Source organism: Aeromonas molluscorum (genome assembly GCF_051376105.1).
Lineage (GTDB): Bacteria > Pseudomonadota > Gammaproteobacteria > Enterobacterales > Aeromonadaceae > Aeromonas > Aeromonas molluscorum.
Genome location: NZ_JBPQCY010000002.1, coordinates 696,068 through 718,990 on the forward strand (window position 1 = coordinate 696,068; position 22,923 = coordinate 718,990).

Sequence of the window (22,923 nt, forward strand, 5' to 3'; positions counted from 1 at the left end):
TCGACCCACTCACTAAATGTTAATATCTGTTTGAAATTTATGACTGTTATTGTCAGATAAAGCCGTGGACAAGCCGGGGGAAGCGGGTTAACTTGGTTTTTCACCCCCTTTTGTGGGGGTATGATGGACAAACCCTATTTTTCAACTATCGCGCTCCGTACTCACTCCGTCTGATCCATAACAAGTAACAGGCAGACCGGGTGGTGCCGGGAAGCAGCGGAGCCGTCGATAGAATTGCTAAACGGAGCAAAGCCTGGAGGGCTTTATCATGGAGATGTTATCAGGCGCTCAGATGGTGGTACGTGCGCTGGAGGATCAGGGGGTTGAGCATGTGTTCGGCTACCCCGGTGGCTCAGTGCTCGACATCTACGACGCCCTCTTCGAAAACGGCAAGATGGAACATGTACTGGTACGTCATGAGCAGGCGGCAGTACACATGGCAGATGGTTACGCACGTTCCACCGGCAAGGTGGGCACTGTGCTGGTGACCTCGGGGCCGGGGGCGACCAACTGCATTACCGGTATCGCCACCGCCTACATGGACTCCATTCCCCTGGTGATCCTGTCCGGCCAGGTGCCGACCACCATGATTGGAGAGGATGCGTTCCAGGAGACCGACATGATCGGTATCTCCCGTCCTGTGGTGAAGCACAGCTTCCTGTGCAAGACGGCGAGCGAGATCCCCGACGCCATCAAGAAGGCCTACTATATTGCCGCAACTGGCCGCCCGGGGCCCGTGGTGGTGGATCTGCCCAAAGACGTGCAGAACCCGAAAGAGAAATTCCCCTATCAGTATCCCGAGTCTGTCTCCCTGCGTTCCTACAACCCGACCAAGGCCGGGCACAAGGGCCAGATCAAGCGGGCGGCCAAGCTGCTGACCGATGCCCAGCGTCCGGTCATGTATGTGGGTGGCGGCGCCATCAATGCCAACGCGGACCAGCTGGTAACCAAGCTGGCCGAGCTACTCAATCTGCCGGTCACCACTACCTTGATGGGGCTGGGGGCTTTCTCCGGTATTCACAAGCAATTCGTGGGCATGCTGGGGATGCACGGCACCTTCGAAGCGAATAAAACCATGCACAATGCGGATCTTATCTTCGCCGTGGGTGCCCGCTTCGATGACCGTGTGACCAACAACGTGGCCAAGTTCTGCCCCAATGCGACCATAGTGCACATCGATATAGATCCCACCTCCATCTCCAAGACGGTGCAGGCCCATGTGCCTATCGTTGGCTCGGTAGAAACCGTGTTGCAGCAAATGCTGGATGTGATAGGCGAGTGTGGCTTCGACACTGACAAGCAGGCGATGGCAGATTGGTGGAGCCAGATCGATCAGTGGCGCTCGCGCAACTGTCTGGCCTACGAAACCCACCCCACCCTGATCAAGCCACAGCAGGTGATAGAGACACTCTACAAGGTGACCAAGGGGGAGGCCTTCGTTGCCTCTGACGTCGGCCAGCATCAGATGTTCGCCGCCCTCTACTACCCCTTTGCCAAGCCGCGCCAATGGATCAACTCTGGGGGCCTGGGCACCATGGGCTTCGGCATTCCGGCCGCCATGGGCGTCCAGTTTGCCAACCCGGGGGCGGTGGTGTGCTGCGTGACCGGCGACGGTTCCGTGCAGATGAACATCCAGGAACTCTCCACCTGCATGCAATACGGGGTGCCCATCAAGATCATCTCCATCAACAACCGTGCCTTAGGTATGGTCAAGCAGTGGCAGAAGATGTTCTACGGCGGCCGTCACAGCCACTCCTACATGGAATCCCTGCCGGACTTCGTCAAGCTGGCGGAGGCCTATGGCCACGTCGGTATCGCAGTGAGCGACCCGGCAGAGCTGGAGAGCGCCATGGAGAAGGCCTTCGCCATGAAGGATCGGCTGGTGTTCATGGATATCTCGGTCGACCCGGATGAGCACGTCTATCCGATGCAGATCAAGTTTGGTGCCATGGATGAAATGTGGCTGAGCAAGACGGAGAGAACCTGATGAGACATATTATTTCCGTTCTGTTGGAAAACGAGTCCGGTGCTTTGAGTCGTGTGGTGGGCCTCTTCTCCCAGCGTGGCTACAACATCGAGACCCTGACGGTGGCCCCCACCGAGGATCCCACCCTGTCGCGCATGACCATAGTGACCATGGGTGACGAGCGGGTGCTCGAGCAGATCCAGAAGCAACTTCACAAGCTGGTGGATGTGCTCAAGGTGTGCGATTTGAGCGAAGGGGAGCACATAGAGCGAGAGATTGCGCTGGTCAAGGCCCGTGCCATTGGTGGTACCCGGGATGAACTCAAGCGGCTGGCGGATATCTTCCGTGGTCAGATAGTTGACGTGACCCCGGATCAGTACACTGTCCAACTGGTGGGCACCAGCGAGAAGCTGGATGCCTTCATCAAGACGGCGGCCCAGACCAACGAGATCATCGAAGTGGTCCGTTCCGGGGTTTGTGGTATCTCCCGGGCAGAGAAATCCCTGCGAGCCTGAGTCCCTCTCATCCTCGACATAGAAAAGAGTCCTTCGGGGCTCTTTTTTTGTTAGTAAGGTGGAAGCGGATCGAAGAGTGCCACCGTCACTCCTGGCTAGCCGAGATTGAGACCTGGATGGATTAGCTCATTATTGATGCCATTATTTATATTTGCATCTGGTCAATAGCCGAGTTACAAGGCAGATTCAAACCAGTATCATTGTCGCCTTTTTCGTCATCGCCTTGGGGATAACAATGCCTTTTCGCCGCTTCAAATTGCGCCAGCAGCTTATGCGCGGGGTCTTGTCTTGCCTTGCTTTCCTGGTGATCCTGCTGCTTGGCGCCAGCATCATCGGCTGGCAAACGACGAGCGACATGAGCACTGATGCAAATGCCCGATTGCACCAGGCCCGTGACAAGTTTGACCGCATGCTGGATAACGCCCATCAGGCGGCGATGGCGGTCAAGCCTGAGCTGGGTAAGTCCTGTAATGATGTCGCGCTGCTGCTGCGCCATCAGGTGGCGACGGTACCGGACGTGCGTTCCGTCAACCTGACCCGGGGCAATCGCATCTACTGCACCTCCCTCTTTGGGAATTTCGACAAGGACTATGACCCGAGCGGCTATGTGCAGGGACAACTGGATCTGGCGCCGGGTAACTCGCTCACCCCGGATCGAGCCCTCATCGTTTACCGCGTCCAAGGGGAGGGGGGCAGTGTGCTGGTGGGCGTGGACGGTTATTACCTGGCCAACACGCTGCAGCTAATGAGTCGGGAAGTCCCCATGATACTGCAGGTGGGTCAACGCTGGATGGGGACTAATGGCCATGTCTCTGACGGCGAGCCCAGTATCGAGGGCAAGCGATTTGATATTGCCTCCCAACATTATGCCTATCGGCTGAATTCGAGCATCACGCCACAGCAATATTGGCAACATGCCTGGAATTACAGCAATGGCAGCATGGCGCTTTATCTATTACTGGCGCTGCTGGCCGCTGGTGTGGCCTTCTGGGCGCTGGGTCGGCCCGTGTCGCCAGAGCAGGAGCTGGCGCGGGCCCTTGCCAAAGAGGAGTTCATTCCCTATCTGCAACCCGTGGTGAAGGCCATCGATGGCGGATACACCGGCTGTGAGGTATTGATGCGCTGGCAACATCCCCAGCAGGGCATGATCCCGCCGGATCGCTTCATTCCCATGGCGGAGGCGAGTGGCCTCATCATCCCCATGACCAGTGCGCTGATGCGGCAGGTACGTGAGCGCTTTGCCCCCAAGGTCAAGGCGTTGCCCGTCGGCTTTCACTTCGGTTTCAACATCTGTGCTCGCCATTGTCAGGATCTCAGCTTGGTGGAGGACTGCCGTGCCTTCCTCAAGGCATTCGCGGCCAATCCAGTCAAGCTGGTGCTGGAGTTGACCGAGAGGGAGTTGATTGAATCAACCCCTATGACGGATCGCCTGTTTGCGGAGCTGCATGATCTCGGTGTTTTTATTGCCATCGATGACTTCGGAACCGGTCACTCCAGCCTGACGTATCTGCAGAAGTTTCAGGTCGACTTTCTCAAGATCGATCAGAGCTTCGTCGGCATGATTGGCTCGGATGCCCTCTCCAGCCACATAGTAGATAACGTGATCGACTTGGCCACCCGGCTCGGTCTCATGCTGGTGGCCGAAGGGGTTGAAACCCAGCTGCAGGCGGATTATCTCAGGGCGCACAAGGTCGATTTTCTGCAGGGTTATCTGTTTAGTCGTCCCTTGCCCATGGCCGAGTTTGAACGGCTCTTTCCCACGCTGGATAAAAGTGGGAGTCTGCCCTCGGAAATCTCAGCACAACAAGCATAAAAAAAGCGGCCATAGGCCGCTTTTTTTATGGAGGACCGGGAGGTCAGAGCATGCGTCTCATGGCGTTGCACAGCCGCTTGATGCCCTCCTCTGTGGTTGCCTCGTCCACGCAGGAGAAGCTCAGACGCAGGGTGTTCTGGATCTCGGGGCGAACATAGAAAGGGGCACCGGGCACGAAGGCGACTTTCTCCTTGATGGCCTCATCGAACAGCGCCATGGCCGAGATGCTGGCCGGCAGGGTCAGCCAGAGGAACATGCCCCCTTCCGGACGAGTGTAGCTCACCCCTGGCGGGCAGTGACGGGCCAGCGCGGCCTCCATGGCAGCACGCTGACGGCCATAGACCTCCTTGATCTTCTCCAGATGAGCATCCAGCGAGTGGTCAGTCAGGAAGCGGTGCAGCACCTGCTGGCTGAAGGCGTTGCTGTGCAGATCGGTGGCCTGCTTGGCGATGGTGACCTTCTTGCGCAGCCAGTCCGGTACCAGCATCCAGCCCAGCCGGAAGGCGGGCACCACCGTCTTGGAGAAGGAGCCGAGCAGCACGGTATTGTTCGGTGCCAGCTTGGCGATGGGAGGCAGGTGCTCACCCTCAAAGCGCAACTCGCCGTAGGGGTCGTCTTCCACCATCAACAGCTCGTGGCGTACCAGTCGCTCGGCGATGGCCTCGCGGTTGGCTCGGCTATAGGAGACGCCGCTCGGGTTCTGGAAGTTGGGCACGCCGTAGAGCAGTTTGGCAGTGGAGCCTTCAGCCAGCAGCGCATCCAGCGCGGCCAGATCCAGCCCCTCTTCCCCCAGGGTGATGGGTCTGAATCGGGGTTGATAGACGGAGAAGGCCTGAATGGCACCGAGATAGCCCGGCTCCTCGATGATGAGATCCTGCCCCTCATCGACCAGTACCTTGCCCAGTAGATCCAGCGCCTGCTGGGAGCCGCTGGTGATGAGGATGTTGTCCGGATTGACCTGCATGCCGTGGCGCGCCAGGTAGCGGTCGGCAATATATTGGCGCAGTGGGGCGAAGCCTTCGGTAGCCGCATACTGCAGCGCAGCGGCGCCTTGCTCACGCAACACGTCCTGGCAGGCCTGATCGATCGCCTTGACCGGGAACAGATGAGGATTTGGAAGGCCGCCGGCGAAGGAGATGATCTCCGGATTGGCGGCAACTTTGAGGATCTCGCGGATGAAGGAGGGTTCAACCTGCTCGAAACGCTGGGCAAAAAACGGCTGCATAGGACTCTCTCTGACTGGTGGGCGGTCACTCCATTCAACCGCCAAGTTATCCGTTTGTATCAGATTTAAAAATTGAGGCAATGGCTGGTGGAAAAATCGATAAAAAAGGGCAGGTTTGGCACCTGCCCACATTTTATCGTCCCGCCTTGGCATCCCCTCGCCAAAACGGCTGAGGAGACGGTTACAATCCTGGATCGCGCAGGAAACGGATCATGATGTCGGTGTTGGCACCGAGTTGCTGCTCAACCCGGCCCGGGAACAGCTCGGCCATCTTGTCGAGACGGTCGTACTGGGTATGCCAGATCTTGCCCCACTGGGTCTCGCTGTCCCGATCACAGGCGCTCTTGCTCCCCTCGTCATAGCAATCCCACAGCGCCGGGTTGGTGCTTTGGGAGTAACCGTCGTAACCATCGGCCCCATTGATGGTGAAGTTGGTGGCCTCGACATAGGCGATGGGCACCCCCAGGCACGCGAAGGGGGCATGATCAGACCAACTGCCGGTCTCACCTTCTGGATAGCCCGCGTAGCTGGGATGGATGGCGAATGGAGTCTGGGTCAGTTCGGAGATGGCAAACAGACGATCGCGCACCTTGGGATCGTGGCTGTAGCGCATCGGATCGGCGCAGCCATACTCGGCTTCGTCCGAGTGGGCGGAGTGGACATAGACGATGTCACCACCGGCGATGGTGTCGTAGTTGACCATGGCCAGCAGCTGGGCGATGGCGGTGTCATCCAGACTCGCCACATAGGCCTTGGCGCCGTTGAGGCCATTCTCCTCCGCGCCGAAGAAGGCGAAACGCACCGTATGGGGCAGGGTTTGTCCCTTGAGCGCCTCGGCGACCGCCAGCAGAGCGGCCACGCCGGCACCGTTGTCGGTGGCGCCTTCCGAGCCATGTTTGTCACCCGTGCTGTCGTAGTGGGCACCGATCAGGATCACCTTGTCGCTCTGGCCCTTGAGCTCGGCGACCAGGTTTTGGGAGGTCTTGCTGACCCCGCTCTTGGTGTAGCTGAACGTTTGGTTCTGCACATCGTAACCCCAGCCGGTCAGATGATCCTGGATCCAGGCGGCGGCGCGAGTTTCGGCCTCCGTGCCCGTGGGGCGGGCTCCAATCCCCTCGGCACTCGAGCTGAGTTGGGTCAGGTATTCGAAAGCCTGTTCGGCCGGCGTCGCCGCCGCCGGGGCCTCTGACTCATTGCTGGACGTGTTGCAACCGGTCAGCAGGGCGGCGAGGCTGAGGGCAATAAGGGTCTTGTTCATACTGCAATCCTTTGTTGTGTATGGTTTTATTGTCGCGACATAGCATGGCCCCATGCAGCCCTTGATACTGTGAGCCAGCTGGCAATTGTCCATTGAGCTGCATGGGTTCAGCACGGCCCGGTCATTTGTTGTCGGAAACACTTGCGCCTTGGGCCCATCTTGGGATAATTCGCTCCCCAGTTTCTGCCGATAGATGAAATAACGAGCCAATTTATGCCAGTGACCCAAGACGAATTTAACGAAGACGGCAAATTCATGCGCAAGATCCGCAGCTTTGTCCGTCGTGAAGGCCGCCTGACCAAGGGTCAGGAGAAGGCTCTGGCCGAACAGTGGCCAGTCATGGGGATCGATTTTGACACTGCCCCGCTGGACTTCGTCGCCCTGTTTGGCCGCGACGCGCCTGTGGTACTGGAGATTGGCTTTGGTATGGGGACCTCCCTGGTCGAGATGGCCAAGCAAGCCCCCGAGAAGAACTTTATCGGCATAGAGGTGCACAGCCCCGGTGTCGGGGCCTGCCTTGGCAGCGCCCAGGAGGCCGGTATCACCAATCTGCGTGTCATCTGCCACGATGCGGTCGAAGTGCTGGAACACATGATCCCGAACGGCTCGCTCGCTTGCCTGCAGCTGTTCTTCCCGGATCCCTGGCACAAGAGCCGCCACCATAAACGCCGCATAGTACAGCCAGCCTTCGCCCAGGATATTCGTCAGAAGCTGGCCATCGGAGGAGTCTTCCACATGGCTACCGATTGGGAAAACTATGCCGAGCATATGCTGGAAGTGATGAGTGCCGCCGAGGGTTACGAGAACACCTCCCCTGCTGGCAACTGGGTGGCTCGTCCAGAGTGGCGTCCGCTGACCAAATTTGAACAACGGGGCCATCGTCTTGGCCACGGGGTTTGGGATCTGATTTTTAAACGCGTTAACTGAACCTGAGGAGCTGTCATGGCAAACCGTAGTCGCCGTCTGCGTAAGAAATTGCGCGTCGAAGAGTTCCAAGAAATGGGATTCGATCTGAGCTTTAACTTCCCGGTCAATACCGCTGAAGAGACCATAGATGCCGTTATCGATGCCCTGATCGATGAGGTGATTGAGCCGCGTAAACTGGCATTCGCCGGTTCCGGTCACCTGGCATGGGAAGGCATGATCTGCACCCAGGCGCTGGGTAAATGCACCGATGAGGACAGAGCCGTTCTCAAGGGCTGGCTGGAAGCCAAAGGCATGGAGGCCGTCGCGGTCACCGAACTGTTCGACCTCTGGTATGGCGAACCGGCCTGATTGGCCGAATGAAAAATCCCGCCGCTGGCGGGATTTTTGTCTCTGGGGTCGCTCACCCCGTTTGAGTCGTGGAACCTCTCAATGCAGCTGTCATCGCAATTACTTGAAAGCATCCTTGATGAAGTGCGTCCCTTGCTGGGGCAAGGCAAGGTGGCCGATTATATTCCGGCTCTGGCCCAGGTGCCCGCCGAGCGGCTCGGCATGGCGGTCTACACCGTAGACGGCGAGCTGTTTACCGCCGGTGACGCTTTCGAGCCCTTCTCCATCCAGAGTATCTCCAAGGCGCTGAGCCTGACCTTGGCTCTCACCCTCTATCGGGAAGAGGAGATTTGGGCCCGGGTCGGCAAGGAGCCTTCGGGTCAGCCGTTCAACTCCCTGGTGCAGCTCGAGTTTGAACAAGGCATCCCCCGCAACCCCTTCATCAATGCCGGCGCGCTGGTCGTCAGCGATCTGCTGGAAACCCGGCTCACTGCGCCCCGTCAGCGGACCTTGGAGCTGGTGCGCCGCCTGGCGGCCAATCCCGCTATCGTCGCGGACGCCGTGGTGGCGAAGTCCGAATACCAGCATTCGGCCCGCAACGCCGCCATCGCCTACCTGATGAAGTCCCACGGCAACTTCGAAAATGAAGTGGACAAGGTGCTGCAGAGTTATTTCAACGCCTGCGCCATTCGCATGAGCTGCGTCGACTTGGCGCGCGCCTTCATCTATCTGGCGAATCGCGGCCTGCCGCTCGGGGCGAGCGAGCCTCTGCTGGCGGCCCGTACGACCAAACAGGTCAATGCCTTGCTCGCCACCTGCGGCCTCTATGACGAAGCGGGTGATTTTGCCTACCGCGTCGGCATGCCGGGTAAATCCGGGGTGGGCGGTGGTATCATGGCACTGATCCCGGGTGAGCTGTGTGTCTGCGTCTGGTCACCCGAACTGAACAAGGCCGGTAACTCTCTGGCAGGTACGGCAGCCCTAGAGCTACTGTCCGAGCGCCTCGGCCGATCCATCTTTTAACTGCCATTCATCATAAGTGAGCAAGTCAATGAAACACGCGATTCGGCTGCTGGCGGCCTCGGCCAGCCTGCTGCTCTGGTGCAGCTTTTCCGCACAAGCGGGCGAGCTTGCCCCTCTCTCCTTGCAGGAGGCAAAGGCTCAGGGCGCCATCATAGTCGACACCCGCCCCAGCCACTTCTACCAGGGCTGGCCCATGGAAGGTGAGAGTCAGGGCGGCCATGTCCCGGGAGCAGTGAGCCTGTCTGCTGACTGGAAATATGATGACGAGCAGTGGCCCCAGGCGCTGCGTGACAAGGGGTTGGATGCCAGAAAGCCGGTCGCCATCTACGGGAGTGAACGTGGTCTGGCCGAGGTGGCGCGGATGCTGCGCATGCGCGGCTTCCATCAGCTGTACGAGCTCAAGGATTGGCAAGAGGCCAAGCGCGATCATCTGGTGCGCTGGCAGCAGCTGGTCTATCCCCAGTGGCTGGCGGATCTGCAGGCTGGCAAGCCAGTCGTAGCCGCCCCCAAGGGTGACTGGAAACTGTTCGAAGTGGATTGGGGTGCGCCCAAGGCGTTTCTGATCAGTCACATCCCAGGGGCCGATTATATCGATACCAACCGCCTGGAACAGGAGCCGCTGTGGAACAAGGTGTCCGATGCCGATCTTGAGGCGCTGCTGCTGGAGAATGGCATTCGCCATGACACCACAGTGGTGCTCTATGGCCGCAACACCATGGCTGCCGCCCGCGCCGCCCATCTGCTGATGTATGCCGGAGTCAAAGACGTTCGCCTGCTCGATGGTGGTATCGAGGCTTGGTTTATCGCCCATCTGCGCACTAAGACCGGCCTGCCGCACCAGTATGAGCCCGTCAAATCGTTCGGTGCCAAGATCCCCGTGCATCCTGAGTATCTCACCTCGACCGAACAGGCCAAAGCCCTGCTCAAGCAGCCCGATGGCGAGCTGGTCAGCATCCGCACCTGGGACGAGTTCATCGGTGAGACCTCGGGTTACAGCTATATCGAACCCAAGGGCGACATTCCAGGCGCCAAATGGGGTCATGGTGGCGTCGACTCGCAAAGCATGAGCGATTTTCACAACCCGGATGGCACCATGAAGCCGTCGAGTGAAATTCTGGCCATGTGGCAGCAGTGGCAGATAGCGCCGCAGGATCAGACTGCTTTCTATTGCGGCACCGGCTGGCGCGCCTCCGAGGCCTTCTTCTACGCCTGGTTGATGGACTGGAAGCGGATCAGCGTCTACGACGGCGGCTGGTATGAATGGAGTTCTGACCCCAAGAACCCAACCATCACCGGCGTTCGCAAGCCAAGCGAAGGGTGACATGAGAGGCCGGACACTGTCCGGCCTTTTTATTGCCTACAGAAACGCCGGTTGCCAGAAGGGTGACATGGCTTGTTGATAAGGTTGAAGAAGAGGGTGCTGCTCACCCAGCTATGTTCGGTCATGTACCAGTCGGTGTTGGCATTCAATCCGACTTGGTACATGTAAAAGCTTTCGGCACCTCCGATGGACTGGCTCAGCTTGGGCACGATCTTGAAATCCCATGAGCGGGGTTCGGCCTCATGGCGCCGTGTCCCTTCGGCAGAGGCCGGACGACTGCCGCCTTTTATTGCCTTGCCTATCAGGGTGACATGAGAGGCCGGACACTGTCCGGCCTTTCCTGCCTACATCCCCTGCTTCTGCTCGATGATGCGCAGCTCTTTCACCGTGGGAGGCAGGGCATTGATGGCCACCATGGTGGCTCGCTTCTCGCTCTGGGTCTGATCCCTATAACGGGTCTGTTCCCCCTCCAGGGTCAGGGTCTCTTGCTCGCTGTAGAGTGAGGCCTGTTGCCAGCCCCCATTGGCGGCAAACTGGGATCAGGATTTTGCCGCAATGCGCTTCCCCTTGCCGTGCCGGGGAGTTGGACGGGCAGCAGCGCCGGTTCGAAGCCAGCAAACAGCGTTGCTCCTGGCATGGGCTCGATATGATATTCATTCCATACCGCGACGGGGGACAACCGGATGCGGCCATCCGGCTGAATGAGATAGACCTCGCCAGGATTGGCGCCGGGCAGCAGGCTGTGGCCCTGCCAATATTCAGCCAGCCCTTTGGCGGGTTCATGGGGCATGGTCTTGCGACTGTTGATCAACCCCAGCAGATAGAGGCTGGATGGCCGGCGGGAGAGGTAGAGTGAATAGTCTCCGGCCAGACGAGGGTTGTCTGCTGGCTCCACCCTGCTGAGATCAGGGTCCAGCTTGATGTCAATCCGGCCTGCCACATCGAGCTGATCCAGTTCGCGCAACAATTGTTGGGTGGCTTGAACCAGGCCTCCCTGATGCTCTCTCATCCAGACAATCTGGAGTGCTTTCAAATCGCTGAGCAGCTGATCTTTGGCCTGTTGTGCCGAGGCATCTTTGGTGGGAGACGAGATGATGGCGGCAGGCCAATAGATGTCACCAGGCAAGCCCGATGCATTCAACAGCTGTTCCAGGCGCTGGGTATCGGAGAGTGAAATGGTGGTCTTGCTGGCATGACCGATGATCACCTGGGTGACGCTGTCAGCGTGAAGCCATGGCGCATAGCCAATCAATAACGAGAGTATGATTTTTTTCATGGTGCATATGGCTTGGTGAAGACCATCTCAATGGTGCTGTTGTCAGGGCCGATTTGTTGAATGCTTTTTCTGACCAAGCCGGTCTTTTTATCCAGCCAGTAATAATTCTGCCACGTCTGGCCATCTTTCACCGACTGGACCGCCTCTTCATAGAGTGAGGTCGCCAGCACGGTGCCATTGATATCCAGACTCTCATCTGCCAGTTGTTTGAAGACAGTGTGGATGTTTCTTCCGCTATGGCGAAGCTGCGCCCATTCGGCCAGATAACTGAATTGGACATCGTTAGGGATGACTGCCTGACTCAACGGATCCTTCATGGTACCGGAGAAATAGCGAAGATCATTATCCAGTTTCAGCGTCTTGGTAATTCGACCATGCTCGGTGACGATCAAGCCTCTGTCGCTACTAACCCAGGACAAACGATCACCTTCAGCAAAGGCGAGTACGACAAATATCGTTGGTCTGTCGTCCACGGTGACGAAGGCACTGGCATAGGGCAGTCTTTCGATGGCTTCCGGGGTAATGGCTATCTCATCATCAGCAGAGAAGAGATATTTGAGCTGTTGATAGCTATCAACGTTGCTGTCTGCACAGCCAAACAACAACATTGATAGCAATAAAAGAATGCGTTTGGTTAGCATGAAAGCATCACTGAATAAATAGGACAATAATAAAGACTGCCCTGAGGCAGTCTTTATTTAATTAAATCAACGAGCTGTGCTGGTGACAGTCGAAGGGCTGTCATCGTTGCTGTTACTGGCAACGGCAACACCGATGGCTGCAGCAGCGGCGACACCAGCAGCGATGGCGCCAGCAGTCAGACCACCAATGGCAGCGCCGCCTGCAGCACCTGCACCGGCAGCAGCGCCACCAGTAGTACCTGCACCAGCAGCGACTGTTTCAGCAGCCATGGTCGGGCTGGACAGCGCCAGCAGTGCAGTCATAATCAAAACACTCTTCTTCATATATTTCCCTTATAAAATCAGAATAGTCGACGTTCGTTCTACTCTATTGTGATGGCAAGCCATCGTTTTTGACCGATTTGCATCCATTATTTTCTATCATGACGGAATGCAAAGCGAATCAAAACTATCATCACCCCCAACATGCCGCCCAACAAGGCACCGAGTACAACAATCAGTGCTCGTTTAGGTTTTATTTTTTCTTCGGCTATGACTGCAGGATCAAGCACTTTAAACACATACTATTGATTGACTTCGGCGAGCATCAGGGTTTTGGTCTGCTCCTCGATAAGCTGATAAAAAACCTTCTGCATGTCAGCTACGGACGTTTTTGATAACTGCTCGGTTAGATAAGAAATATTTCGCTTGGCCTCATCTTGATCGCGGCGTTTCATGGTGGCATTGAGGTCATCGATCAACCAGTCCACCCATTGCTTGGCAATCTGAGGCGAATAGAAATCGATAGAGACTGTCAATAGGCCTGTCTTGGGATCACTGTTGAGCATGACCAGGTTTTTGAAGGCTTTAATCAGTTCCCAATCGCTCGGTTCTAAGGACTTCCCTGGGGGAACATCACGGACCCACCTGTGATTGACCATGTCATAGATCAGAGGATCAATGATGAGCTCTCCTGTGTTTTTATCCATGCTCTTGGCCGCCATCAGTGGCACGGCCAATTGATGACGGCGGATAAAATCGGTAAGAAACAGGCGTGACTTGCCCACTTCGATGGCGATAGATGCTTTATCTCCACCTTTGTTGCCAAGATCGACTCCCGCCAGACTGGCCAAGCCACCAAAGCGGGAAGCCAGCGCTGAGAGCCCTCCTCCCTGCTGTTCGAGTGAAGGGGTCAGTAAAGCCTCGGAGCGATAAACATTAGGACTCAGGATTGCAAATGCAACAGCAATGCAAGTGGCAATAAAAGTGGTGGAGAGAATCCACCACTTTCCTGACCACAATGAAACAATCAATTCCCTTAGATCAATTTCATCATTCACCGGTGATAAATCTCTCGGTAAAGGAATGACGTTTACTTTCTGTGCTTCCATGATGACAAAGCTACCTTAACTATACGAATGACAAGGTTATTTTATCGCTGACCATGCAACACCCAATTGATACATTATTTGTGTTGCTGATGACATGATGCTCAAATTATCCAAATAGTCTGAATCTACCGGAACTATGATGGTGTCACCTGGTTCCAGACTTTTTCTACCACCAAACCAACTATCATTCGGGAGCATGACACTACCATTGGCTTTTATAACATATACTCTATCTGTATCAGCTTGTTTCTTTGTGCCCCCAGCCCGGCTGATATATTCATTTATGCTGGTGTCATTGTCATAGATGTGAGATGACGGGAATTGTACCATACCTGCAATAGAAACAACATTCTGCAAGGTAGGAACATATAGCTTATCTCCATCCTCAAGTAATACATCAGATTGTTTTTCTCCAGATAAAAGAGCAGGCATGTCAATGGTCATACGACCAACTGCTTTGGTATTCTCTAGTTGATTGACGACTGTCATAGCTTCCGCTGGGGAACTGCTGTAATTCGCAATAGTGCTTTGTCTGCGTAGTGTCATTGTTGCAATTTCTTGCCGAAGTTCATCACGCAACATTACTAGCCGTTCAGACTCTTGTTGGCGAAGAGCTTTACGAGCAAAAACGGCACCATTTGGATTTGCGTACGCGGTGATACCACCAACCCGCTCTATCAAATCGTGCAGACTTTCTCCACGTCGTACTGTATAGGTCCCCGGATATTTTACTTCACCAAATACTTGTACCGTTGCTTCTTCTCGCCACTGTGGATGGGGTAATACATTGATATTGTCTTTAGATTGCAACGTTGGCGAATTTGACTTGCTACTGGCAATCTCGAGCGAGAAGCGCTCATTGTTAACAAGGATGCTATCGCCACGTTCATTTACACGAGACAGTTCAACTATATTTGCCTGTTCATTGAAGCCGCCTGCAGCAATGATAGCGTCCTGCATACGACTATTATTTGTTAAAGGGTAAAGACCAGGGTATTTTACTTCCCCCCTTACCTCGATGATCTTAACAGGCTTGCCTTGTGTTGATTGTGCCTTTAATCGCTCGATGACAGGAGCAAGAAGGGCCTGCCTTGAGTCTGTCACAATCGAGTCTGTCGCCGTTTTGTCTGATAGGGATGAGAGCTTTACTTGATTACGGCTATTTAACTCATCTCCGCTAACATTTGCTCCCGTTGCATCGTCAGTGCGTTCCATAGATGCACTGTTGAGCTCGATAGTTTTTTCTTGGGTGCCTTTTACTTTGAAATTATTAGTCGCTACTTCTCTTAACCTATCAGTGGCATCATTACGAAAGACCAGAATCTGATCCCTGGCATGAAGCTGGATATCATCCGGACCACCTGGATATTGTAAGGCTTTCCCTAAATTGAATTGAATTACACTGATATTTCTCTGAAGATCGATCTCTCTTACCACCAAGGCGTAGTTCAAATCGGTAGCGGAAATAAGATCTCTTTGAGTATCTTTTAGAATGCTGCTTATTCTAGTGCCAGGGGTAAAACTATACACACCATCTCGGACCACAGCACCCTTTAATACAATAGCCTGGTTATATTCAGTGCTGCTGGGCTTGACCTGTATTTTATCGCCATCACTAACCTTAAAATGACGGTCATGAGTATTAGCCAGTGTCAGATTGAATACTCTAAGCCCTGACTCTGTATGGCGCTCTATGGATACTTCTTGCAAAGCAGCTGCTTTAACACCGCCAGCCAGGGCCAAGACCTCGGCCAATGACGCTGTGTTTCTAAGCTCATAGATAGCGGGGCGTTTTACCAAGCCACTGATAGCAATCTCGCTGCCCTTGGCTGGTATAAAAACGGTGTCGCCAGCCTGCAGACGTATATCCTGGCTAGTGTCTCCCCAAACCAGCATCTTGTAGAGATCTACATCAATGACTTTTTGTCCTGAGCGTTTTACTTGAATTTTACGCAGTGAACCTACGGTATCTATCCCTCCAGCGACTTGTAACACTTGAGTGACTGTCGCCATGCCACTGACGTTATAAGCTCCGGGACGATAAGCATCACCCATGACAAAGACTTGCATAGAACGCATGGAGCCAAAACTGATGAAGGAATTTACACCAATCATCTGCTCTTTAATTCTTGCTTCTAGATCCGCCCTGAATTGCTGAAATGTCTGCCCGCTGGCAGAGATAGGGCCTAGGTTAGGGAAGTCAATATATCCTTCTCGCCCTACATTCAGCTCATAAACAGTATTCTCTTTTCCATAGAGTTGAACATGTATCTTATCTCCAGGTCCAAGGACATAATCATCTGATACCGGCATATCAGTAATAGGGGCATCTAAAATTGGCTCACCAGCAAAGACGTTATATCCGAATGGTTGTAAGTCTCCGGGTTGCGCCACACCAGCAATGAGCGGACGCTGGGATACTTGGGTGTAATCCAACTCACGTGGGGCTGCGACAGGGACCGAGGGCGTGATAGGAGTAATGGCGCTTGCGCTTTTCAGCTGCTCTGTTGATATACCATATTGTTTTGCCAATGATTGCTGTTCTACAGGCGATAGACGCTTGAACTGTTCCATCATCTGTGGAGTTATTTGTGGTGCGGCGAACGCACTCAAGCTAACCGCAGCAAGTATCCATGGCGCTGTTATAAATTTCATTTTTGGTAAAGCCTTGAAATGTGTTTATTCTGACTGTTAGAAATGGTTGCCAGAACGTATCTGACATTCCATGTTGACTGTATTAACTCTTGCTGTTCATCACACCCTGAAAGAAACTGGGTCTATTACAGATATTTTTGTTTTCTGTGATTGAATTATTTTAATTAATTACTGGTTACATGAAACAAACGTATTACAATTGTAAATTACGAAAAATTGACCGTTTATAACGGGTGGCATGGAATGGATTTCACAGAAAATCAGTATTGACTTATGGCCCAAGTCACTATTTTGCCAACTGTGCGACCAAATTACTCAATAAAGAGTCTCACCCCACCGACAAGATGTAGGGAAAATGGGCATAGCTACCGCATCCGAATGACATCTCGGCATGAATTGTGAATTATTTGTTGCTAAATCTGTTCGCCAGACAAACTGTGTCACACTTGGGTGGGCGAAAAAGATTTATTATTGATGGTTTTAGTAATTAGGTTGCCATTTGAATCCAGTGGCGGAATTTATCAAAAGTGTATTTTTTTGCAACAAATATCAGACAGTTCTCAATAAATGGATGCCATTGGAGCCACTCATGGCATTTTGTGCTGAGATATAGGAATGTTTGTATAAATACTGTTGTGTTTTTGTACTTAATTGCTGGTTTTTAGGTCGCTTGCTGGGTGTTGACTTTCTTGTTTTTGTCTTGAGTTATATTCGTTTCAGCTAGGCTGTTGGAGTGTTCCTCTCATGGTGAGGGGCGGGCAAGGAAAGCAGGCGATGAGATTTTCCATGATGTTACTCTGCTGCGCGTTGGGTGTTACGGCATGTAGCGCCCAATACATAATGAGCACTCGGGATGGCAAGCTGATCACCACTGATAGCAGACCCAAGCTGGATGAGAGCACTGGCATGTATCGGTATTACGATGAGGAGGGGAGGGAGATGCTGATCAGGAAGGACGATGTGACTCAGATAATGGATCCTTGATCCATCTTGCTCGCTTGTTAGAAGGGCTGCCTATGGGCAGCCCTTCGTCGTATGGGGTCAGGCAATCTGATCGATCTGCCGATTAACTTGGCGGGCAAACAGCTGATGGAAGCGCGAGCCGGGGTTGGCCAGCAGACCGACCGGCGAGCCCTGCTCCACGACGGTGCCCGCTTCCATCACCACGACCTTGTCGAGGGAGAGCAGCGGTTCCAGATGGTGGGCTATCACCAGGTAGCTGGCATCGGGTCTATAGCGATAGAGCAACTCGGCCATCTCGCGCATGCCGCTGTGGCTGAGATCCGAGGTCGCCTCATCCAGCACGATCAGCGGGCGGTGCGACAGCAGTATGCGAGCGATCACCAGCAACTGGGTCTCCCCTGCGGAGAGTTGCAGCCGGTCGAGATCTTCATCCAGCCGCCCGGCGCAGCGCTCACCCAGCCCCACTCGTTGCAGTGCCTCTGTCAGTCTCTCATCGTTGCGTTGGGCGTCGCCATTTCCGAGCCTGTCAGGCTGAGGATCTGTGCCGCCGGACGACAGATCATGCTGCTGATCAAGGGGGGCCAGGTTGGCGCGCAGGGTGCCGAAGAAGGTGAGTGGCGTCTGGGATACTGTGTCAAAAAGGGCACGGACCGCCTCGGGGGCCAGGGTCGAGAGTGGCTGCTCGCCGTAATAGATCTCCCCTTGCGAGGCCGGATACATGGCCTGCAGGGCACCAAGCAGGGAGCTTTTGCCCGCCCCGGTGCGGCCGCATACGCCGACTTTCTCACCGGGAGCCAGCTCGAAATTGACCTTGTGCAAGGCCCACTGGCTCGCCTCTGGGTAGCGCAGGCCAAGGTTGACGAAGCGCACTGGGGGGTGAGGATCGCGCAGCGGCTCCCCCTCCTGGCGTTCACTGGCTATCTCGCTGTATTCGCGCACCCTCTCGACGGCATTCATCATCTGCTCGACCTCGGCAAAGGTGCGGATCAGGGCATTGAGCATGGCCGAGGTGGTGAAGGCGTAGGTGATCGCCACGGCCCCGAATAGCGTGCTGTCGCTCAGGGCAACCATGAGTGCCACGGCGCCGACCAGGGCGGCGGAGAGCAGGGTCTGGTGCAGGCCGAGCCAGCGGTTGATGGAGGTGGTGGTGTACCAGCTGCGCAGGTTGTTGTCATAGTGGATCAGCACCTGATCCAGGGCATAACGCTCGGCACCGGCCAGGCGCAAGGCGGGAGCGCCACGAATGGTTTCACTGATGCTGATATAGAGTGGCGAGCGCAGCACCGATGCCTGGCGTCTGAGCTTGAGCTGCACCGCCCGGTAGCGGCGTTGCAGCAGGTAGAGCACACCGCCGACCAGGGGCGTGACCAGCAGCAACAGTGGCAGATTGATGCCGATGACCAACACCTGCAGCAGCACCGAGATCAGCATGCCAAACAGACCGCTCATCATGGGCAGCAAGGTCTCCTGGGTTTCGGCGAGATCCCTGTCGAAGCGATTGAGGATCCTGCCCTGGGGTACCTTGTCAAAAAAAGCCATGGGGGCACGGCTGATGCGGCCGAGCATGCCCTCGAACAGGCTCCAGGCCAGCTTGAGGCCCAACTTGTAGTTGAGCACGCGCACCAGGGTGATGCAGAGCAGGGAGCCCAGCCCAAGAGCCATGTAGGTACCGAGCAGGGGCGCCAGTTCAGTGTTGGCTGCCTTGCCGCCGAGCCAGAGATCCGAGGCGATGCGCAGCCCCTCCTGACCCAGGGCCAGCAGCAGGGTCAACAGGATAAGGCCGGGGGCGTTGAGCCGCTGCCACAGAAAGCCAAACAGTCCCCAATCCACCTTGCCTTCGACCATTTTCTCCTCATTGAACAGCTCGGCTTCCTGGGGGACGAGGAGAGTTTGTTCGGATACCGGCACGGGCAAGTCGGCTAGCTGGCGGGGGGCCAGCTCGGTCAAGGATCCTTGCTCAATGGAGAATACCCGGTCGCAGTGCGCCAGCACCTCGGGGTCATGGCTCACCAGCAGCCGGGTCGGACCGGGCCGAAACGTTAGCCCCAGACGCAACACCTGAGCCGAGACCATGGGATCCAGTGCCGAGAGCGGGTTGTCCAGCAGCAGTATGTCGGCCTGGGTGTAGAGCGCCCTGGCCAGTGCCACCCTCTGCTGTTGTCCCCCCGAGAGCCGGGTGCCCAATTCGCCGACTAGCGTCTGATCCCCGTGGCCGAGCAGGGCGAGATCCCCGGTCAGGGTGCAAGCCTCCAGCACCCAGCGGTAGCGAGCCTCATCCCAGGGCTGCCCGAACAGTATGTTGTTGCGGATGCTGTCATTCATCAGCCAGGGCTTGTGACCCAGGTGGGCGACCCTGCCGTGGCGACGGATCTCCCCCTCGAAGTCGTCATCGAAGCCGGCAATCAGGTGCAGCAGGCAGCTCTTGCCAGCCCCTGTCTTGCCGGTGATGCCGATTAACTCGCCGGGATTGATGGTCAGGTCGACGCCGGTCAGCACCGGGTGCTGCTGATGATGTGCGCTCACCCCATTGAGGACCACTGTCCCCTTGGCCAGGCTGTCATCATCGAGCTGCCGATGCTGCTCCGGGCTGTTGAGCAGTTCGCACAGACGCTGGAAACCGGTATTGAAGTTGATCAGGGTACGGATGAGGTAGGGCAGGCGCTGCATGGGAATACGCAGCACGGCGAACAGGGCGATGGTGGTGAACACCTGGGGCAGGGTCAGGCTCTGGCCTGACACCAGGTAGGTGGTGAAGGTGGCCAGGGTGACCAGCAGCGGTGTCCCCAGCATGAGGGCATCATTGATGGCATCGAGTCTAAGCACTCGGCCAAGCACCCTGAGCTCCTGCTGACGTTTCTGCTCCGCGGCCCGGGTGAAGAAGGGGCCCAGCCCGTTCTGGCGTACCAGTCGCAGCTTCTTGATGTACTCGGCCAAGATGCCGTTGCGTTCATCCTGGCTGTGCTTGAGGCGCTGCTCCTGCTGGTTCATGCGCCGGATTAGCCGGGTCGAGAGCAGCAGCAGCAGGGTCAGCACGGCGCAGCCTACCAGGCCGGCGCTGCCCACCTGCCAGACCAGCAGGGCTATGGTACCGGCCAACTGCAACAGCATGGTGATTGGCATGGCGGGGTCCGCCAGGATCCAGGTGATGTCCCAGACATCGCGATTGATCAGGTTCTGCACCCGGCCGCCGGCTCTGTCATCGAAACTCTTGCCGCCGAGCTTCATCACCTTGGCGAGCAGGGCCTCGGCCAGCAGACGGCGGATCGGGACGTGCATCTTGAGCGCCAGTTGCAAGGCATGTTCTGCCAGCATGCCCGCGGCGAGTACAGAGCCAAACAACGCCAAGGCCAACAGCAACTTGTGTTCAGTCGCGGCGCCGGTGCCGAGCTGGGTCATGACATGGTTGAGCAACCAGGGACTGGCCAGGGTCGCCAGCATGGCCAGCAGTTGCAGCAAGGTAAGCAGGGCGATGCGGCTGCCATAGTGGCGCCAGATGTAGGTCGTGATGGCCCAGGGGCGCACCGGCAGGCGGGCGGTCAGGGCCAGGAAGGCATCGGCTCGCGCATCTCTGTTGTCTTGGGGCAACAGGGGGTAGAGATCGTCCAGACTGACGCTGGGATCCTGCAATCCCTTGCGCTGCAAGGGGCCGGTCCAGTGATAGAAGAGACGACTCAGCCAGCCGGCTGAGAGTTCCGGATGATCCAAGTTCACTTTCCTTATTGTTATTATTCACTTCCAAATCAGGGCGATCTCGCCGTCTTTCCCCACTCGGGAGCTGCCTGGCTTAATGGCGTCGGCGTTAGCGATCCCGGTTCAACCTGATGAGCCTGTCCAGGATATATTCGCCATCGGCGCGCAGGCCGTTATGTTCGTATTCGTTGGTTATCCAGGCGCGGCTGCTGCCCAGCCCCTTGAGGGTCTCGCGGCAAAAATCGAACTCCACATACATGTCATCGGCATAGACGGCGCAGGCGACCGGCACTGGGTTGCGGGCCAGTTGTGCCGGGTCATAGAGGGGGCCCCAGTCCGCCTTCTTGGCCAGCAGATGGGCGGCCTCTTTTAGCGGGACAAGCTCGCGGAACTGCTCGAACATCCAGGGGTAGACCATCTCGCCGGTGAAGACGAAGTCCTGGCCCGGCGCCCAGTTTAGCTCGGGATACTCGGCCCGGACCCGGTCTGCGGCCCAATTGCTCGCCTGCCCCTCGGCATAGATGGCCTCGTGCAATATGGCGAAGATGGGGTGGGCGTTGAACGGCTGCATGGCCTGGATTTGGTAGAGGAAGGCGGGATTGATGCGCTCGCCGATAAAGGCATCCTCCAGCAGGAAATAGAGGCCTTCGAAGGCGCCTGTGGCCCCCAAGTCCAGCCCTTGCTGCTGCAACTGCTCTACCGTCAGACGCTGGCCGTTGGGCAGGCGCACCTCATGTTGATGCAGGTGCTGGGCGAGGCGATTGACCAGTGCCTGGGCATGGGGAAAACGGCTGAAGAAGGCGCGATTCTTGTCGGCAACACGCTGGTAGGTGGCGCGATAGACCTCATCGGCACTGCGGCCAACAGGGGGAATGCCACCAGTGATATAGACCTCGTGCAGGGCCTGGGGGAACAAGGAGAGATAGCTGAGGCAGCAGAAGCCGCCAAAGCTCTGGCCGAGCAGGCTCCAGGGACGGTTTGGCGAGAGCTGGGCGCGGATGAGTTCGGCATCGCGCACTATGCTGTCGGCGCGAAAATGGCTCAAATAGTCGGTCTGCTCAGCGGGGTTTAGATGCGTCAGGGCCTCGGCGCTGACCGGGGTGGAGTGACCAGTGCCACGCTGATCGAGCAGCACGACGCGAAACTCTTGCAGGGCGCGCTTGAGCCAGCCGCTCTGATTGGTGGGGCGGGGCGCGCCAAAGCCTGGGCCCCCTTGCAGGTAGAGCAGCCAGGGCAAGTCTGCATCCAGCTTGTCCTTACGACAGAGAGTACGGGCAAACAGAGTGAGCTCACGGCCATCCTCCTGTTGGTGGTCGAGTGGCACTGTGAACAGGCGGGGCTCACACTGGATGCCATCCAGCACATAACTCAAGGGGCGATTCATCTGGCGTACTCCCGAAACGAGGCAACAGGGGGACCCACATCATAACCATGGCGCAGGATCTGGTCACGCCGGTTATGGCACTGGTGGCAACTTTGGTGATTTGTGTCGTCCCCTTTGGGTTGCGAAGGGGGAAGTCGGGATCCTGGTGCTTTCGCGTGCTCACAGTCTTCATCAAAAAGATCTTATTGAGCCTTGCTGCCTCGTATCCACGGCCTTCACGAAGGGGCTCTATATTTGGTGCCTGATCTATTCATATAAAGATTCTATTGAAGCTATATCCCTGTAGTCCGCCGCACTCATAAACGGGTGCTATGGCGCCTTCCCTTGCCGTCTTTGCAATCCCCAGAACAAGGGGCTGATGGCGTCTGTTGTTGGGGGGGCCAAGGAGCCTCTCACTCGCCTATCTTCTCCGGCCAACTGGTGCATCTCGATAACATATTCAAGATTAAATGATTAGATATCTAAATTAAACAATGTGGTGTTGGGTGTATTTCAAATTCTTGTTTTTAATGTGTTTATTTATTTTATTGTGTTTTTGTTAGCGCTATTTTTATGGATTTAGTGGGTTG

18 protein-coding genes and 1 pseudogene are annotated in these 22,923 nt (G+C 56.0%); 8 read left to right on the top strand and 11 right to left on the bottom strand.

From position 1 onward, the window contains the following. Positions 1–268 precede the first annotated feature (268 nt). The 3 genes from ACSMDR_RS13835 (at position 269) to ACSMDR_RS13845 (ending at position 4,294) form a co-directional block, all read left to right on the top strand. Positions 269–1,987, top strand: a complete 1,719-nt coding sequence (locus ACSMDR_RS13835) for an acetolactate synthase 3 large subunit (protein ID WP_436468623.1) — start codon at positions 269–271, stop codon at positions 1,985–1,987. Continuing rightward, a complete protein-coding gene (gene ilvN / locus ACSMDR_RS13840) occupies positions 1,987–2,481 on the top strand; it encodes an acetolactate synthase small subunit (protein WP_005899311.1) in 495 nt (164 codons plus the stop codon). Before ACSMDR_RS13835 ends, ilvN begins: the two co-directional genes overlap by 1 nt. Positions 2,482–2,716: 235 nt before the next feature. Then, positions 2,717–4,294 carry an EAL domain-containing protein gene (locus tag ACSMDR_RS13845; protein WP_436468624.1) on the top strand — a complete coding sequence of 526 codons (1,578 nt, stop codon included), beginning with the start codon at positions 2,717–2,719 and terminating at the stop codon, positions 4,292–4,294. Positions 4,295–4,337: 43 nt separating this feature from the next. Here ACSMDR_RS13845 and ACSMDR_RS13850 read toward each other — a convergent pair whose 3' ends face one another. After that, the gene (locus ACSMDR_RS13850; RefSeq protein WP_436468625.1) at positions 4,338–5,519 is read right to left on the bottom strand and encodes an aminotransferase-like domain-containing protein; all 1,182 of its coding nucleotides are present in this window, start codon (positions 5,517–5,519) and stop codon (positions 4,338–4,340) included. Positions 5,520–5,700: 181 nt separating this feature from the next. Continuing rightward, complete coding sequence (locus ACSMDR_RS13855) at positions 5,701–6,777, bottom strand: M28 family metallopeptidase (protein WP_436468626.1); 1,077 nt, start codon at positions 6,775–6,777, stop codon at positions 5,701–5,703. A gap of 213 nt (positions 6,778–6,990) precedes the next feature. Between ACSMDR_RS13855 and trmB the strand changes: the two genes are divergently transcribed. The 4 genes from trmB (at position 6,991) to ACSMDR_RS13875 (ending at position 10,375) form a co-directional block, all read left to right on the top strand. Continuing rightward, a complete protein-coding gene (trmB, locus tag ACSMDR_RS13860; protein WP_005899315.1) occupies positions 6,991–7,704 on the top strand; it encodes a tRNA (guanosine(46)-N7)-methyltransferase TrmB in 714 nt (237 codons plus the stop codon). Positions 7,705–7,719: 15 nt separating this feature from the next. After that, the gene (locus ACSMDR_RS13865) at positions 7,720–8,052 is read left to right on the top strand and encodes a 50S ribosome-binding protein YggL (protein ID WP_005899319.1); all 333 of its coding nucleotides are present in this window, start codon (positions 7,720–7,722) and stop codon (positions 8,050–8,052) included. 81 nt (positions 8,053–8,133) lie between these two features. Further along, positions 8,134–9,054 carry a glutaminase B gene (glsB, locus tag ACSMDR_RS13870; protein WP_005899321.1) on the top strand — a complete coding sequence of 307 codons (921 nt, stop codon included), beginning with the start codon at positions 8,134–8,136 and terminating at the stop codon, positions 9,052–9,054. Positions 9,055–9,082: 28 nt separating this feature from the next. Then, positions 9,083–10,375, top strand: a complete 1,293-nt coding sequence (locus ACSMDR_RS13875) for a rhodanese-like domain-containing protein (RefSeq protein WP_436468627.1) — start codon at positions 9,083–9,085, stop codon at positions 10,373–10,375. Positions 10,376–10,404: 29 nt separating this feature from the next. Here ACSMDR_RS13875 and ACSMDR_RS13880 read toward each other — a convergent pair. The 7 genes and pseudogenes from ACSMDR_RS13880 to ACSMDR_RS13910 form a co-directional block, all read right to left on the bottom strand. Next, a pseudogene (locus ACSMDR_RS13880) lies at positions 10,405–10,854 on the bottom strand (YjbH domain-containing protein). Next, positions 10,851–11,651 carry a capsule biosynthesis GfcC D2 domain-containing protein gene (locus tag ACSMDR_RS13885; RefSeq protein WP_436468628.1) on the bottom strand — a complete coding sequence of 267 codons (801 nt, stop codon included), beginning with the start codon at positions 11,649–11,651 and terminating at the stop codon, positions 10,851–10,853. Before ACSMDR_RS13885 ends, ACSMDR_RS13880 begins: the two are co-directional and overlap by 4 nt. Next, a complete protein-coding gene (locus ACSMDR_RS13890; RefSeq protein ID WP_436468629.1) occupies positions 11,648–12,292 on the bottom strand; it encodes a YjbF family lipoprotein in 645 nt (214 codons plus the stop codon). Before ACSMDR_RS13890 ends, ACSMDR_RS13885 begins: the two co-directional genes overlap by 4 nt. Positions 12,293–12,358: 66 nt before the next feature. Beyond that, positions 12,359–12,616: a hypothetical protein gene (locus ACSMDR_RS13895; RefSeq protein WP_436468630.1), complete on the bottom strand. Its 258-nt coding sequence runs from the start codon at positions 12,614–12,616 to the stop codon at positions 12,359–12,361. A gap of 86 nt (positions 12,617–12,702) precedes the next feature. Beyond that, entirely contained in the window at positions 12,703–12,852 is a 150-nt protein-coding gene (locus ACSMDR_RS13900; protein WP_436468631.1) for a GNVR domain-containing protein, read from the bottom strand. A 3-nt stretch (positions 12,853–12,855) separates the two neighbouring features. Continuing rightward, entirely contained in the window at positions 12,856–13,662 is an 807-nt protein-coding gene (locus ACSMDR_RS13905) for a Wzz/FepE/Etk N-terminal domain-containing protein (RefSeq protein WP_436468632.1), read from the bottom strand. Between the two features lie 36 nt (positions 13,663–13,698). Further along, complete coding sequence (locus ACSMDR_RS13910) at positions 13,699–16,317, bottom strand: SLBB domain-containing protein (RefSeq protein ID WP_436468633.1); 2,619 nt, start codon at positions 16,315–16,317, stop codon at positions 13,699–13,701. A gap of 789 nt (positions 16,318–17,106) precedes the next feature. Here ACSMDR_RS13910 and ACSMDR_RS13915 point away from each other — a divergent pair. Then, positions 17,107–17,301 carry a YgdI/YgdR family lipoprotein gene (locus ACSMDR_RS13915; protein WP_436469327.1) on the top strand — a complete coding sequence of 65 codons (195 nt, stop codon included), beginning with the start codon at positions 17,107–17,109 and terminating at the stop codon, positions 17,299–17,301. Between the two features lie 57 nt (positions 17,302–17,358). Here ACSMDR_RS13915 and ACSMDR_RS13920 read toward each other — a convergent pair whose 3' ends face one another. After that, on the bottom strand, positions 17,359–20,985 hold the full coding sequence (locus ACSMDR_RS13920; RefSeq protein ID WP_436468634.1) for an ATP-binding cassette domain-containing protein: 3,627 nt from the start codon (positions 20,983–20,985) through the stop codon (positions 17,359–17,361). A gap of 94 nt (positions 20,986–21,079) precedes the next feature. Continuing rightward, positions 21,080–22,354, bottom strand: a complete 1,275-nt coding sequence (locus ACSMDR_RS13925) for an alpha/beta fold hydrolase (RefSeq protein ID WP_436468635.1) — start codon at positions 22,352–22,354, stop codon at positions 21,080–21,082. Positions 22,355–22,923 lie beyond the last annotated feature (569 nt).

What these genes read in the sequence shown, in the direction of transcription:
- ACSMDR_RS13835 (WP_436468623.1), top strand. Translation starts at nt 269, where the DNA reads ATGGAGATGTTATCAGGCGCTCAGATGGTGGTACGTGCGCTGGAGGAT.
- ilvN (WP_005899311.1), top strand. Translation starts at nt 1,987, where the DNA reads ATGAGACATATTATTTCCGTTCTGTTGGAAAACGAGTCCGGTGCTTTG.
- ACSMDR_RS13845 (WP_436468624.1), top strand. Translation starts at nt 2,717, where the DNA reads ATGCCTTTTCGCCGCTTCAAATTGCGCCAGCAGCTTATGCGCGGGGTC.
- ACSMDR_RS13850 (WP_436468625.1), bottom strand. Translation starts at nt 5,519, where the DNA reads ATGCAGCCGTTTTTTGCCCAGCGTTTCGAGCAGGTTGAACCCTCCTTC.
- ACSMDR_RS13855 (WP_436468626.1), bottom strand. Translation starts at nt 6,777, where the DNA reads ATGAACAAGACCCTTATTGCCCTCAGCCTCGCCGCCCTGCTGACCGGT.
- trmB (WP_005899315.1), top strand. Translation starts at nt 6,991, where the DNA reads ATGCCAGTGACCCAAGACGAATTTAACGAAGACGGCAAATTCATGCGC.
- ACSMDR_RS13865 (WP_005899319.1), top strand. Translation starts at nt 7,720, where the DNA reads ATGGCAAACCGTAGTCGCCGTCTGCGTAAGAAATTGCGCGTCGAAGAG.
- glsB (WP_005899321.1), top strand. Translation starts at nt 8,134, where the DNA reads ATGCAGCTGTCATCGCAATTACTTGAAAGCATCCTTGATGAAGTGCGT.
- ACSMDR_RS13875 (WP_436468627.1), top strand. Translation starts at nt 9,083, where the DNA reads ATGAAACACGCGATTCGGCTGCTGGCGGCCTCGGCCAGCCTGCTGCTC.
- ACSMDR_RS13885 (WP_436468628.1), bottom strand. Translation starts at nt 11,651, where the DNA reads ATGAAAAAAATCATACTCTCGTTATTGATTGGCTATGCGCCATGGCTT.
- ACSMDR_RS13890 (WP_436468629.1), bottom strand. Translation starts at nt 12,292, where the DNA reads ATGCTAACCAAACGCATTCTTTTATTGCTATCAATGTTGTTGTTTGGC.
- ACSMDR_RS13895 (WP_436468630.1), bottom strand. Translation starts at nt 12,616, where the DNA reads ATGAAGAAGAGTGTTTTGATTATGACTGCACTGCTGGCGCTGTCCAGC.
- ACSMDR_RS13905 (WP_436468632.1), bottom strand. Translation starts at nt 13,662, where the DNA reads ATGGAAGCACAGAAAGTAAACGTCATTCCTTTACCGAGAGATTTATCA.
- ACSMDR_RS13910 (WP_436468633.1), bottom strand. Translation starts at nt 16,317, where the DNA reads ATGAAATTTATAACAGCGCCATGGATACTTGCTGCGGTTAGCTTGAGT.
- ACSMDR_RS13915 (WP_436469327.1), top strand. Translation starts at nt 17,107, where the DNA reads ATGTTACTCTGCTGCGCGTTGGGTGTTACGGCATGTAGCGCCCAATAC.
- ACSMDR_RS13925 (WP_436468635.1), bottom strand. Translation starts at nt 22,354, where the DNA reads ATGAATCGCCCCTTGAGTTATGTGCTGGATGGCATCCAGTGTGAGCCC.